The organism is Leadbetterella byssophila DSM 17132 (assembly GCF_000166395.1).
In the GTDB taxonomy this organism is placed as follows: domain Bacteria; phylum Bacteroidota; class Bacteroidia; order Cytophagales; family Spirosomataceae; genus Leadbetterella; species Leadbetterella byssophila.
In genome coordinates this window covers 2500561-2514129 of record NC_014655.1, presented here as the reverse complement: position 1 = coordinate 2514129, position 13569 = coordinate 2500561, and the positions used below count along the sequence as shown (strand labels likewise).

General features: G+C 41.3%; 12 protein-coding genes and 1 tRNA gene. 3 read left to right on the top strand and 10 right to left on the bottom strand.

Annotated features, from left to right (window positions below; translation table 11 throughout):
- Positions 1 to 221 precede the first annotated feature (221 nt).
- Entirely contained in the window at positions 222 to 1787 is a 1566-nt protein-coding gene (locus tag LBYS_RS18345) for a PepSY-associated TM helix domain-containing protein (protein ID WP_013409018.1), read from the top strand.
- Here the strand turns inward: LBYS_RS18345 and LBYS_RS11450 are convergent.
- From LBYS_RS11450 to LBYS_RS11440, 3 genes are read right to left on the bottom strand one after another with little or no spacing between them, the layout of a single operon-like run.
- Entirely contained in the window at positions 1729 to 3186 is a 1458-nt protein-coding gene (locus LBYS_RS11450; RefSeq protein WP_013409017.1) for a UDP-N-acetylmuramoyl-L-alanyl-D-glutamate--2,6-diaminopimelate ligase, read from the bottom strand. The genes LBYS_RS18345 and LBYS_RS11450 overlap by 59 nt on opposite strands.
- 28 nt (positions 3187 to 3214) lie before the next feature.
- Positions 3215 to 4141: a methionyl-tRNA formyltransferase gene (gene fmt, locus LBYS_RS11445; RefSeq protein ID WP_229310413.1), complete on the bottom strand. Its 927-nt coding sequence runs from the start codon at positions 4139 to 4141 to the stop codon at positions 3215 to 3217.
- A complete protein-coding gene (locus LBYS_RS11440; protein WP_013409015.1) occupies positions 4138 to 4605 on the bottom strand; it encodes a DUF4293 domain-containing protein in 468 nt (155 codons plus the stop codon). Before LBYS_RS11440 ends, fmt begins: the two co-directional genes overlap by 4 nt.
- Before the next feature lie 96 nt (positions 4606 to 4701).
- On the opposite strand from LBYS_RS11440, the gene gldG reads away from it, so the two are divergent.
- A complete protein-coding gene (gldG, locus tag LBYS_RS11435) occupies positions 4702 to 6339 on the top strand; it encodes a gliding motility-associated ABC transporter substrate-binding protein GldG (protein ID WP_013409014.1) in 1638 nt (545 codons plus the stop codon).
- Between the two features lie 40 nt (positions 6340 to 6379).
- Here the strand turns inward: gldG and LBYS_RS11430 are convergent, their stop codons facing one another.
- From LBYS_RS11430 to glpK, 6 genes are all read right to left on the bottom strand, one after another.
- The gene (locus tag LBYS_RS11430) at positions 6380 to 6739 is read right to left on the bottom strand and encodes a T9SS type A sorting domain-containing protein (protein ID WP_013409013.1); all 360 of its coding nucleotides are present in this window, start codon (positions 6737 to 6739) and stop codon (positions 6380 to 6382) included.
- Between the two features lie 273 nt (positions 6740 to 7012).
- Positions 7013 to 7567, bottom strand: a complete 555-nt coding sequence (gene nusG, locus LBYS_RS11425) for a transcription termination/antitermination protein NusG (RefSeq protein ID WP_013409012.1) — start codon at positions 7565 to 7567, stop codon at positions 7013 to 7015.
- Positions 7568 to 7579: 12 nt separating this feature from the next.
- Positions 7580 to 7771 carry a preprotein translocase subunit SecE gene (gene secE, locus LBYS_RS11420; RefSeq protein WP_013409011.1) on the bottom strand — a complete coding sequence of 64 codons (192 nt, stop codon included), beginning with the start codon at positions 7769 to 7771 and terminating at the stop codon, positions 7580 to 7582.
- Positions 7772 to 7800: 29 nt separating this feature from the next.
- Positions 7801 to 7871 (bottom strand) — tRNA-Trp (locus LBYS_RS11415).
- A gap of 33 nt (positions 7872 to 7904) precedes the next feature.
- Positions 7905 to 9122, bottom strand: coding sequence for a TCR/Tet family MFS transporter (locus LBYS_RS11410; RefSeq protein WP_013409010.1), 1218 nt, complete (start codon positions 9120 to 9122; stop codon positions 7905 to 7907).
- A 57-nt stretch (positions 9123 to 9179) separates the two neighbouring features.
- Positions 9180 to 10667 carry a glycerol kinase GlpK gene (glpK, locus tag LBYS_RS11405; protein ID WP_013409009.1) on the bottom strand — a complete coding sequence of 496 codons (1488 nt, stop codon included), beginning with the start codon at positions 10665 to 10667 and terminating at the stop codon, positions 9180 to 9182.
- Between the two features lie 99 nt (positions 10668 to 10766).
- Here glpK and LBYS_RS11400 point away from each other — a divergent pair, with 99 nt between their 5' ends.
- The gene (locus tag LBYS_RS11400) at positions 10767 to 12683 is read left to right on the top strand and encodes a SulP family inorganic anion transporter (RefSeq protein ID WP_041824600.1); all 1917 of its coding nucleotides are present in this window, start codon (positions 10767 to 10769) and stop codon (positions 12681 to 12683) included.
- Here LBYS_RS11400 and LBYS_RS11395 read toward each other — a convergent pair.
- The gene (locus LBYS_RS11395; RefSeq protein ID WP_013409007.1) at positions 12667 to 13500 is read right to left on the bottom strand and encodes a 3-keto-disaccharide hydrolase; all 834 of its coding nucleotides are present in this window, start codon (positions 13498 to 13500) and stop codon (positions 12667 to 12669) included. The two genes, LBYS_RS11400 and LBYS_RS11395, sit on opposite strands and share 17 nt — an antisense overlap.
- Positions 13501 to 13569: the final 69 nt, after the last annotated feature.

The window sequence follows — 13569 nt, the reverse complement described above, 5'->3', positions numbered from 1 at the left end:
ATAAATATTGTTTCCGGGATTTTGGGAGGTTATTTATTGTCGGCTTCATTCCACCTTTTTTTATCCTCAATAGAGAGTATCAGGTCAGAGGTTATCATCCTTTCCGGAATCACTTTTTTTATACTTTGGGCTAGCCTTATTATCATTCCTTTCTTAAGTAAGCGGGGATGGTTAGTAGGTGGCACTTATTTAGCTCTTACCGTTTTATTTTATTTTTTGGTATGAAATTAAGTCCACGCAATTATAACATTATTTTCCACCTTCATACTGTTTCGGGGATTGTTCTGTCTGCGGCATTGTTTATTATCTTCTTTGCCGGCGCCTTTACGCTATTTAAGGGGGAATTTTACTTATGGGAGAATCCCACTGCACGCAGAATATCTGTATCTGAGCCACAGTTAGATGAGGTCATACAAGGGATTTCTAAGCTCAAGCCTGATTTTGATTGGAACGATGACACCTACTTGACTTTTGCTCAAAAGGATTATCCCCTTATGCAAGTGTACGGACATCTACATGTTCCTAAAGGAGAACTGCATTATGAAGGGAAGTGGTTGCCAAACACGGGTGAACTCTTGGAGAATCCCCCAAGTACCACGGGTCAAACGCTTTATAAATTGCACTATTTTGCTCAAATTCCTTACGTGGGCATGTGGCTTGCAGGATTTGTTTCATTGTTTTTCATCTTTGCCATTATTACGGGGGTCATTATTCATTGGAATAACATTTGGACTAAGTTTTGGTCCTTTTCTTTAAAAGGCGCCTGGAAACAAATTTGGACAAATTCTCACACTGTTTTTGGCCTATTGGGTTTACCCTACCAGTTCATGTATGCTGTAACGGGGGCCTTTTATCTTTTGCTTCTATTGGCTTTACTACCTGCGGTTATGCTTTTTTATGAAGGGAAACCAGAAAAGGTTTATGCATTAGCCTATCCCATGTATGGTGTGGAATATAATGAGGAAGCTCTGACACTCCGTACTCCTTTGTCTGTTCAGAGCGCCTATGAAAGAGTTGTACAAGATTATGGAAAAGACTATAAAATTTTAGCCGTTCAAACCCATCATCTTCTCAAAGAAGATGGGGTGGCTAATTTTAGACTGGTAAGTAAAGACCCGCACCGTTTTATTTCTAATGGTTATGTAGGCTATAGGCTTAAAGATTTAGAAGTGATATATTCGGCTATGCCTTCTTCAAAATTTTCCTATGCATTTGTTGAAGGCATCATGCAGTTGCACTTTGCCAGTTTTGGAGGATGGATGATAAAGGGTATATACTTTCTTTTGGCACTTTTCTCCTGTTTTGTGTTTGTTAGTGGAATTCTGATTTGGAAGGAAGCGAGGAAGAATGGTAGGTACACCTTAAAACAGCAAGATTTTCATGCACGTACTACTCAGATTTTTCTGAGCATTTGTTTTTCTTTATTTCCGGCAGTGGCTCTCCTTTTTTCAATGGATTTAATCGTTCCTTCGGGTGAGAATCATGCGCAGAACGTTAACCTAATATTTTTCCTTTTTTGGTTAGTTTGGAGTGTTATCAGTTATTTCTCAGGTAATGAAGCTAAATCTTTCCGACTAAACCTATTCGCCGGAGGTGTTTTAGGTCTATGTGTACCTTTAAGTAATGGATTTACCACAGGAGACTGGGTATGGAATTCCCCTTTACCGATGGTGCTGGCCACTGATATCGCTTGGTTAACCTTTAGTATAATTAGTGGGGTGATGGCTTTTACTGTTGGGCATGGAAAGCCAACTTCAATTCCTCCCTATCGTCAAAGTGCGACTTAACTCCTTTAACGTCTTGATACGTTTCATGTCCTTTGCCAGCTACTAGAATGATATCTTCTGGTCCTGCCAGTGCTACGGCCTGACGTATGGCTTCTCGTCTGTCTACTATAACCTGTACGCGTTTTTGCTTGGTGATAGGTATGCCTGCCTCCATGTCTTTCAAAATATCCTCAGGTTCTTCGAATCTAGGATTATCTGAAGTCAAAATGACGGTATCTGAAAGTTCGCAGGCTATTCCGGCCATAAGTGGTCTTTTGCCTTTGTCCCTGTTACCTCCGCACCCTACTACTGTAATTACTCTTTCATGTCCTTGACGAAGTCCATTGATGGTTTCTAGTACATTTTTTAAGGCATCCGGGGTATGTGCATAGTCCACAATTCCCACGGTTTGTTGAGAAGAAATCACTTGCTCAAACCTGCCCGGAGGAGGGGTGAGTTGGGACAGCTCAGTTAAAATGTTCTCAGGATTTTCTTCAAGTAATACGGCGGCACCATAAACAGCAAGGAGGTTATAGGCATTAAACTGCCCGATAAGCTTGAACCAAACTTCTTGCTTATCAATTTCCATCTGTAGTCCGAAAAGTCCACAATCTAGGACCTTACCTTTGAAATCCGCTATGTTCTTGAGAGAGTAGCTGTGCTTCTCTGCTTTTGTGTTTTGAAGCATGACCTTCCCGTTTCTATCATCTACGTTTGTAAGTGCGAATGCCGTGGAAGGGAGAGCATCAAAGAAGCCTTTTTTGGCTTTGATATATTCATCAAAGGTCTTGTGGAAATCCAAATGATCCTGAGTGATATTCGTAAAGATACCGCCTGAGAAATGTAGACCGGAGATTCTACCTTGTACTACTGAATGTGAGCTTACTTCCATAAAGACAAATGCACAGCCTTTCTGATGCATTTCATGTAGGAGTGCGTTTAAGGTGATAGAGTCCGGGGTAGTATGTGTAGCTGGGATGATTTCGTCTTCGATCTGATTTTGGACCGTAGAAATCAAACCACATTTATAACCTAGTTTACGGAATAGTTTGAATAGAAGGGTGGCTACAGAGGTTTTCCCATTGGTGCCGGTAACTCCCACTAAAGTTAGTCTCTTAGAAGGATTTCCATAGAAATTACCCGCTGCTATGCCCATGGATTTAGCAGAATTTTCCACCTGGATATAAGTCACCTCTTCCTCCAGCATTTTGGGTAATACTTCACACAGTACGGCAGAAGCGCCTGCATCTATAGCGGTCTCTATATAATCATGGCCGTCAGATTGTGTCCCGGGTACCGCTACAAAGAGAGTACCTTTATTTACCTGACGGGAGTCAAAGGTGATTTGTTCAATCTCTATATCTGTTTTTCCGGAAACAGTGATTAGGGAGATGTTATAGAGGATGTCACTTAGCAGCATCGTGTGTTAATTGATAAGTAAATATAATTCAGAAGCGGTAACCTCTTAAAAATTCTTCTGTACCCATACGTTTTTTCCCTTCTATCTGTAGGCTGAGGATCTGAAGGAATCCTTGAGCTGTAGAAACGTACAAGAGTTTTTTGTGATCTGTGTACCAGGTTTTATTCCCATCTTCTAATGGGGATAATTGATCCGGTAGTTCTTGAACGGGTAGAGCTTGAAAGACCTTTACCATCTTACCGAAGAGCAGGGTCCAAGCGGCAGGGTAGGGACTTAATCCACGTATGAAGTTATGCAACTGTGGAGCAGTATTTTCCCAGTTGATCTCTGTAGTCTCTTTAAAGATCTTTGGTGCTGAGGGCAGGTCAGCAGTAAATTCCTGATCTCTTTGAGGATAGTCGCCCTTAGAAATGGCTTGGACGGTTTCTACTACTAAAGTAGCTCCACATTCCATCATACGATCATGTAGCTCTCCAGCGGTTTCGTTTTCACCTATTTCTAATTCTCGGGTGTATATAATTTTTCCCGTATCAATTTCTTTCTCAATGAAGAAAGTGGTTACACCGGTAACCTTTTCTCCGTTAATGATGGCCCAGTTAATAGGCGCAGCCCCTCTGTATTTTGGAAGCAGTGATCCATGTAGGTTTATGGTTCCCATAGGTGGCATGTTCCATACTGCTTCTGGTAACATTCTGAAGGCCACTACCACTTGTAGATCAGCTTTATAGGAAGCTAATTCTTCTAAAAAGGCAGGGTTCTTCAGCTTTTCAGGCTGAAGGACAGGGAGACCTTTCTCCACCGCATATTTTTTTACCGGAGATTCGCTAAGTTTTAGTCCTCTTCCGGTAGGCTTGTCGGGCGCAGTGACAACTGCCACCACATTTTGCCCGTTTTCAATTAATGCCCTAAGGGTAGCCACTGCAAAATCCGGCGTACCCATAAAGATTATTCTCATCTCATACGGTCCGCTGAGCGCACCAGTTTTTCGTCCTTCTTAATAAAATAATTGGCTAAGGTATTGCTGATCATAGCTACGATGATGGCAAAAATACCCACCTCATATGATTCTGTCCCTCCAGTACCTACTTCTTTGGCATCCTTCATGATATGGTAGACGGTCACGGCTAGGGTAGCTCCCATCATCAAGGCGTTAAATGCTACGAAAAGGATTTGACGAATTCTGTTTTTGTATTGGAAGATAGCTACAAGGCTGACCAGTACAGCTATAGCGCCCATGACAGCTACATAGTATATGGGTTTTTCAGTGCCTAGTCCACCTACTTTATGAAGTACATGATAGGCATTTACTGAAATAGTTTCTGATTCAGAAAGGGTACGTGTATAAGCGTTTGTACCTAAGAATACAGCCATGGCCATGGCCGTGATAAGTAAGAAGACCGATTGGATTCTTTGGATCATAAATATTAAACCTTTGTGCAAAAATACAACTTTAATTTGAGTTATGAGTCCTTATAGATAATCTCCGTATTTTTGTGAAGATATACATCTGCTAACATGGGTAAAAATGCCTTACTATGGGGAGGATTGCTCCTCTTAAATATCATTGGATTCTTCTTTTATTTTCGTCTGGATCTTACAGAGGACAAGAGATACTCAATTTCTAATCCGAGTAAAAACCTCCTTCGTGATTTACAGGAACCGGTGGAGGTAACGGTTTATTTGGAGGGGGATCAATTGCCCGGAGGATTTGAGCGCCTTAGAAGAGCGGTAAAAGAGACTCTGGTAGAATTCAGGCAGTACGGCGGTAGGTATTTGAGTGTAAAGTTTGTAGACCCTGAGTCGGGTTCAGATGAGGAAAAGAAAGCCAGATACGCTGAATTCCAGCAATGGGGCATGATGCCTACGAATGTTTTTGATCAAAAAGGTGGAAGAAGGGTAGAGATTCCGGTTTTCCCATACGCAAAGGTTAAAGTAGGGAATAGGGAAGAGGTAGTGATGCTTTTGAAATCTAATTTAGTAAGTTCTGTTACTGCTGAAGAGAAGTTGAATCAATCTTATGAGAATGTGGAATATTTATTAGCCACCGCTATTCATAAGTTGAGCGATACGGATAAAAGGAATGTAGGATTTATGCCGGATTTTACCTCTAAATCTCCTTTGGCCTTCAGAGGAATGATAGATGCTTTAAAAGACAGGTATAATTTCTTTATTCTGGATGCCAAAGCTTCCAAGAACTTTGACGGTCTTGACGCCTTGATAGTACCTGCACCGGATAAGCCTATTGATGATAGTACAAAGTTCAAGATTGACCAATTTGTGATGAAAGGAGGTTCTGTACTCTTTTTCGTAGATGGTTTAGAGGTAGATTCGGTAGGTTTAGAGGGAAGTTATGCTAAGGCACTGGATGTGAACCTGGATGATTTACTTTTCAATTATGGGATCAGGATCAATAAGAATCTGGTAAAAGACGGTCTAAATGCAGCCGTTATCCCATTAGTGGTGGGTCAAATGGGGGACGAGCCGAATATCCAACCTATGGTGTACAGGTATTTCCCTTTGGTTAACAATTTTGGGAATAGCATTATCACAAAGAACATTGGGATGGTGTTGACGAAGTATGCCTCATCTGTAGATACTGTGAATTCGGGTGATGGTTTGAGGAAGACCCCTCTATTATTGACTTCAGATTATACTCAGGTTTTGAATGCACCTGCTTTAATAACGTTTAACGAAGCTAGAACGGAAACGGAGGGAGAGAATTATACATCAGGAGTGAAGGCTTTAGCATATTTAGTAGAAGGTAGATTCCCTTCTTTATACAGACATAGAATTTCAGATCCCGGTATAATCAAAGAGAGCGCTCCGGCGAAGATTTTGGTAGTTGGGGATGGAGATATTATCCAAAACGAAACGAATCCTAAGAAGGGGACCTATTATCCCTTAGGGTTTGATATGTATTTCAAACATTGGTACGGGAATGAGGATTTCCTTTTGAATGCTTTGAATTACCTTATAGAAGATGATGGCTTATTGATCTCAAGAAATAAGACGGTAGGCCTGAGACCATTGGATGCTTTAAAGATCCGGGATGAAAGGACAAAGATACAGTGGATGAATTTGGGATTGCCCTTGGTGTTGTTGATGATATTCGGTGTGGTGAGGTATTATCTCATCCGAAGAAAATATATTTGAAACAGGGGACCGGCCAGTAGCCGGTCCTGTTCATTTCTAACTAAATAACAATTTTTAACTCTTCTTTTTGCTCTTTCTCTAAACGGATGTCTTTAACATACGTAGAGTTTTTATCCGAAATATGCAAAGTATAATCTCCCGAAGGCAAGCTAGACAAGTCTAGTGCTACACCCATCTGGCTCTTATTTTTTCCTAATTTCTCTGATTGTAGAACTGCTCCTTTGCTGTCTTTTACTTCAAGTAATAAAGCGTCAGAAGTTTTCTTCTCAACGAATACTTTTAAAGTGTGAGTGTTTTGTACATTGTACATTCCAACTTTAAAAGATGCAGGCTTAACATTAGCGAAGGCGAATGAAGTACATAGCGCCAATACGGCGAAGGTTTTAAATAGCTTTTTCATAATTTTAAGTAATTTTTGTTGCTTTTTCTGATTCAAAATTAGATCTGATATTCTTAACTGGAAAGCGATTCTATTTGAATGGTCAGATTTTTGTTCTGAATGGCTGAAAACTTGTTTACAGCTTTAATTTATAGACGGAAAAAGGCATGTAAACGTTGCATGGACTATATAAAAAATATGTTAAGAAAAGTTAAGTGGCAGAAAAGGAGGATATTAAGCAATAAAAAAGCCGTCGGGTTACCCTGACGGCTTTCTATTATAATTTATAAAAGATTATTGTAGTTTCTCTACTTGTAAGTAACCTAACTCTACAGGAGTGCTTCTTCCGAAGATTTTTACACTTACGCTTAATTTTTTCTTCTCGTCGAAGATTTCTTCTACAGTTCCTTCGAAACCATTGAATGGTCCATCTATAACTTTCACGGTTTCTCCGGTTACGAAAGATACGCCTGCGTCTATAGCTTCTTCTTGTGGTGCATCTTGTACACCTAAGATACGATTTACTTCAGATTGACGTAAAGGTTCCGGTTCAATGGAAGCTCCACCGTTCTTTCCTAAGAAACCTATAACACCAGGAATACTTTTAATCAAGTGTAATACCTCACCGTTATTCAGGTCAGCATTCACTAATATATAACCCGGAAAAAAGTTCTTTTCACGAACCCTCTTCTTTCCGTTTCTAACTTCTATGATCTTTTCTGTGGGGATAAGAACCTCTGGAATGAAATCAGTAAGCTTTCTTCTTGCTGCTTCATTTTCGATGTAGTTTTTTATCTTTTTTTCTTGCTGCGAAACAGCTCTCACCACATACCAGTTAAATTCACTCATATGATGATTTTATTAGATAGACTCAAGCAAAAATTCCAGAGCATTGGTGATAATGAAGTCTATACCTCCCACCACTAGGGCGAAGATAATAGAGGCTACCAAAACAAGCGTAGCGCTTGATTGCAAGGAGCTCCATTCCGGCCACGTTACTTCACTTGTAATCTCGTGCCAAGAGTCTTTAAAGAATTGAATAACATTATTCATAGTATTCTTGTTAAGGCTTTCGCCATTAGCACAGGTACTAGGACTCGAACCCAGACCGACGGTTTTGGAGACCGCAGTTCTACCTTTAAACTATACCTGTTTGTGATTAAATCGGGGTGCAAATGTAGTCATATTAATTCTCATTTGCAAAATTTTTCCTAGAGATTATTCGCAAAGTTAAAATAATACTTGCAGCACTCAGTACAGCCCCAACTAAAAACGGCATACCTGGAAAGTACACGGGTGCATCTTCCTTCGTAAACATGCGGAACAAGCCTAACATCAAAGGCTGCCCCACAATAGCCGCTATACTCATTAAACTCGTTAAACCGCCTTGAAGTTCCCCTTGTTCGTTAGGAGCTACTTTAGCAGTTATGATGCCTTGGAAGGCAGGGTTAGCTAATCCGCTGATAGCGTGTATGGCCATTGCTGCATACAGCATCCATCCGTCTGCTACCAAACCAAAACCTAGTTGGCCAATCATATTACAAGCTAATCCCAGAAAAAGGGCTTTCTCTGCTCCAAACTTAGGAATGGCATATCTAATGAGACCGCCTTGAACTATTGCTCCTAAAAGGCCTAGGACGGCCAGTGAAATTCCTATTTGTGCTTCACTCCAATGAAACTTTTCAATAGTATAGAATGCCCAGGTCCCTTGAACAGCGAATCCGGAAACATATACCAGGAATAAAGCGGTCACCAATGCAAATACAAATTTGTTTTTCTTCAGGTTCATCACACTGCCTAGAGGATTTGATCTGGAAAAATCAAATTTTCTTCTTTTCTCCTCGACTAATGATTCCGGTAGGAAGAAATATCCGTATAGCCAGTTAGCTAGTGAAAGCGCCCCTGCAACGTAAAAAGGTACTCTGGTTCCGAGTTCTCCTAAAAGTCCCCCTAGGGCAGGTCCTATGATAAAACCTATTCCAAACATGGCTCCCACTAATCCGAAATTTTGAGCCCGTTTTTCCGGCGAACTGATGTCTGCGATATAGGCATTAGCCGTAGCAAAGCTTGCTCCAGTAATTCCGGAAATAATTCTCCCCACAAACAGCCATACCAGTGAAGGCGCTAGGGCCATAAAAAGGTAATTCAGTCCGAAGCCAAATAGAGAGAGAAGGAGTATGGGTCTTCGGCCATATTGGTCACTTAATCCCCCAATTATAGGAGAGAAGATGAATTGCATTAAAGAATACGCAAATACAAGATAGGCCGAGTAGGTAGATGATTCCGAGATGGTTCCACCGGTCAACTCCTGGTATAGAGCTGGCATAATAGGGATGATCAATCCTATACCAATGACGTCTATTAAGACTGTAACAAGTATAAATGCGAGTCCTGCTTTTTTCATAAGACGCCAAAGGTACAATAGGAGAAGGTTTCCCTTAAAATGTTAGCGGTAAAAAAATTAATCCATCCAGTTTCTGGCTCTTTCTATGGCTTTCTTCCATCCCTTCTGATGTTCCAAACGCTTCTGTGCGTCCATTTGAGGATTCCATCTTTTATCTTCGCCCCAGTTGGCTTTCAGATCTTCAAGAGTGGCCCAATACCCCGTAGCTAAACCTGCGGCATAGGCTGCTCCTAAAGCCGTGGTTTCAATCATCTTGGGTCTGATCACCGGAACCTCCAGCATATCAGCCTGGAACTGCATGAGTAATTCATTTACTACCATGCCTCCATCTACTTTTAAGGTGCTAAGAGGTAGACCGGCATCTTTCTCCATGGCTTGAAGTACATCTAGGGTTTGATAGGCGGTGGCTTCTAGAACCGCTCTGGCAATATGTCCCTTAGATACAAATCGGGTTAATCCCGCTATGATGCCTCTAGCAGAGGATTCCCAGTAAGGGGCATACAAACCGGAGAAAGCGGGGACAAAGTATGCTCCACCATTATCTTCTACGCTAGCGGCTAATGCTTCAATGTCTCTACTTTCTTTAATTATACCTAGGTTATCTCTGACCCATTGAACCAGGGAACCTGTTACCGCCACGGATCCTTCGAGGGCATATTGTACTTCTGACTCTCCCAGTTTATAAGCTACAGTGGTCAAAAGTCCATGTTTTGAGTGCACTATTTTTGTGCCGGTATTTAGAAGCATAAAGCACCCTGTGCCATAGGTGTTCTTTGCTTCTCCAGCTTCAAAACAGGTTTGACCCACCAGTGCCGCTTGTTGGTCTCCCAGAATTCCGGCTAAAGGTACTCCGGCTAATGGCTCCGCACTGATATCTCCGTATACCTCTGAGCTGGATCTTATTTCCGGAAGAATACTTTTGGGGATATTCAGTTTTTGTAGGATTTCCTCGTCCCAATCTAGTGTTTCCAGATTCATCAATTGAGTCCTGGAAGCATTTGTTACATCCGTAATATGAAGTTTACCGCCTGTAAGGTGCCAGACGGTGAAGGTGTCCATGTTACCAAAGAGGGCTAAACCCTCCTCTGCATCCTGGCGTAGACCCGGCACATTTTCTAGTAGCCATTGAATCTTCAAGCTGCTGAAATAGGTGGTGATAGGTAGGCCTGTTTTTTTACGGAAGTATTCTGAGCCAATTTCCTTCTCAAGGGCATCTGCTCTCTCTGCTACTCTAGTATCTTGCCAAACGATAGCATTATAGTATGGTTTTCCTGTTTTTTTGTTCCAAATAACAGTGGTTTCCCTCTGGTTAGTAATTCCGCAAGCTACGATTTGGTTCAGTTGGATCTGCTTCTGGATTCTGGCTCTGGCGATGACTTCCAATGTATTCTGTGCAATTTCAATGGGATCATGTTCCACCCAGCCCGGCTTTGGGAAGATTTGTTTGTGTTCCTTTTGTCCTACAGAGATGATCTCCCCTTTTCGGTCTACGAAGATACAACGGGTGCTGGTGGTGCCTTGATCTATGGCGGCTATTACTTTCATTTATTTAAGGTCTCTTTTGGGTAAATATAGCCGTTTTTTATATCAAAAAAACCACAAAAAAGGTGTAAATTGGGGGGAAGCCTAAAACTAAAATCTTGGATGAGATCTCAACAGGGAAAATACGTGCATTTCGATAATCTAAAAGGCGACTTTTTTGGTGGAATTACAGCAGGTATTGTAGCATTGCCTCTAGCTTTAGCATTTGGAGAACAAAGTGGCTTAGGTGCAGCAGCAGGACTTTATGGTGCCATCCTCATTGGATTCTTTGCTTCCTTATTATGTTCCACTCAGCAGCAGATCAGTGGACCTACGGCGCCTATGACGGCTGTATCTGTGGTGGTTATCTCTCAAGTGATTCAAAGTTTTGATGGAAACTTGGAAAAAGCCTTACCCTCCATTTTGTTTGTTTTCTTTATGGCCGGTCTGCTTCAAATACTATTAGGGGTTATAGGCTTTGGAAAGTACATGAAATACATTCCGTACCCCGTGATCTCAGGCTTTATGACGGGTATTGGAGTGATTATTATCTTGACCCAATTGTTCCCCCTCTTAGGATATGTGGCGGAAAATGATCCTGTCATGATTCAGAAGAACAGGGTTTTAGCAGAATCTAAGTTGATGGGGCAGATTTTTCAGGAGCTTAAGTCAGCTGAAACCTTAACTAAGGAAGATCTGGCGCTAATAGAGGATAAGGTCAGAAAAGCTAAGCAAATTACTGAACAGGAGATCATCTTGGAGGCCAAATATATTTCTAAGGCTCAGGTGAAATCCACCTGGGGTGTGATTAAACATTTAGATCGGGGGCTTGCTAATGTCAATTACATAGAATTCCTGTTTGTGAGTTTGACGGTGCTGGTTATCTACGGATTCAGGAGGCTGGTGAATTTCTTACCAGACAAATGGAGTGTCTTTAAGGCTTTGAAACAGATAGCTTCCAGTTTGCCTAATACTCTGGTTGCACTTGTGGTAGTTACGTTCATTGCCATCCTCTCCGGAGCAAAGCTCAATACCATCTCTACGGTACCCCAGGGATTCCCTGAATTCCAATCGGGGATATTTACAGATTTCAGCTTTCCGGCCATTCGTCCACATCTTTTGGCTATCTTTTCCTTGGCCATGTTAGGGAGTATAGACTCTCTTCTGACTTCAGTTATAGTAGATAACATGACCCAGAAGCGGCATAATCCTTCTCAGGAATTGATATCCCAAGGGGTAGGAAATAGTATGTCTGCATTATTCGGGGGGATTCCGGGATCTAGTGCCACCATCAGGACCTTATTAAATATGAAGACGGGAGGAGAAACACGGATCTCAGGCCTTGTAGCTTCTCTGTTGCTTCTGATGATAGTCTTGTTTCTTGCACCTTTGGCTTCGAAAATACCTTATTCCGTTCTGTCCGGGGTATTAATCACCGTGGGTATAGGTATCATGGATTACAAAGGGCTCAAGGCAGTGAAGAAGATGCCAATAGGGGATGTGTTTGTCATGTTTGTAGTCATGTTACTGACTGTTTTCTGGGATTTGGTGATAGCTGTAGGGGCAGGTTTGATCATTTCCGCTCTGATCTTCATGAAGAAGATGGGAGAGATCTCCTCAGAGAAATCAAATGTGCAGCGTCTTGATGAAATGGGGAATACGCTTCCCTGGGATGATGAAACAGGATTAAGTTCTGAGGTCATGCACCATGTGCATGTGAAGCGACTGGAAGGGCCTATCTTCTTTGGGTATACGAATGACTTAAAGTTATTGTATAGTCAAATACCCAATGATGCTCAGTACGTGATTATTCGTATGGATAGAGTTCCTTATATAGACCAAAGCGGATTGTATGCTTTGGAGGATATTCTTGCCGACTTAAAACGGCGCAAAAAAACAGTATTGCTGATTGGATTAAAGGAACAGCCTAGATATATGTTAGAGCGCTTGGAGCTCATACCTAATGCTGTTCCTCGAGATCGCGTGTTTAAGACCTTTGATCAGTCTTTGGAATGGTTAAATCTTAATATCGACAGGTAGAATTATCTTCTTTTACGAAGTAGGATCTGTAGTTTTTGGCTTTTGGATCCATACATCCTTTCAAGTTTAAAAGTTCTACTTTTCTAAATTCTACGGGATGACTTTCGCTTTGAAGAGAGATGGTTCCTTCTTTTAGGAGCATACCGTCAATCTTTACTTTTGGATCAAATGGATCTACGTTCCCTCCACCTATTTGAGGTTTTTCATATTCCATTACTTTTTCACCGTTTACATAATGGCGAATGAGTGAATCTCCAAGGACTTCCACTTCTGCGGTAACCCATTGGTCCCCATAATAAGTAGAAGAGGTGGAGTTGATGCAATGGCGAGTGTCTAGTTTACCATCATAAACAACATTTGTTCCTGGCGTACAAAGGTTACAAGTAGTTCTTTCGGCGTCTTTGCCACCTAATAATTGCACCTCAATGGAAATAGGGAAATCCTGATCTTTCAGCATGGTATTGGCCGGTTGGCCATGCACCATGATCCCACTGTTACGGAACGCCCATCCCTCTCCGCCTTTGGCTTGTTCTCCTATAAACCTGTACTCTACTTTGATTCTATAATAGGAATAGGGAGTCTTATAAAAAAGGTGGCCGTATCTTTGTTTGAACTCGTCATAGCCATCATAGTTCACTACAATCTTTTTATTCTTCACAGAGAAGGTATTGGCATAATTATCATTCAGTTCGAAACCTCTGATTTTGATATCCCAATCTTTCAAATCCTTACCGTTAAACAAAGGCTTCCAGTCTTTCTTTGGAATTTGCGCAAATACAGCGGTAGATAAGAAAAGGAGAATTAGAATCTTTTTCATTAGGAATAATTTTAATAGCAGCTTTAAAAATACTACGAAATGCTGAAAATCTTCTTATCTTTCCTTTTA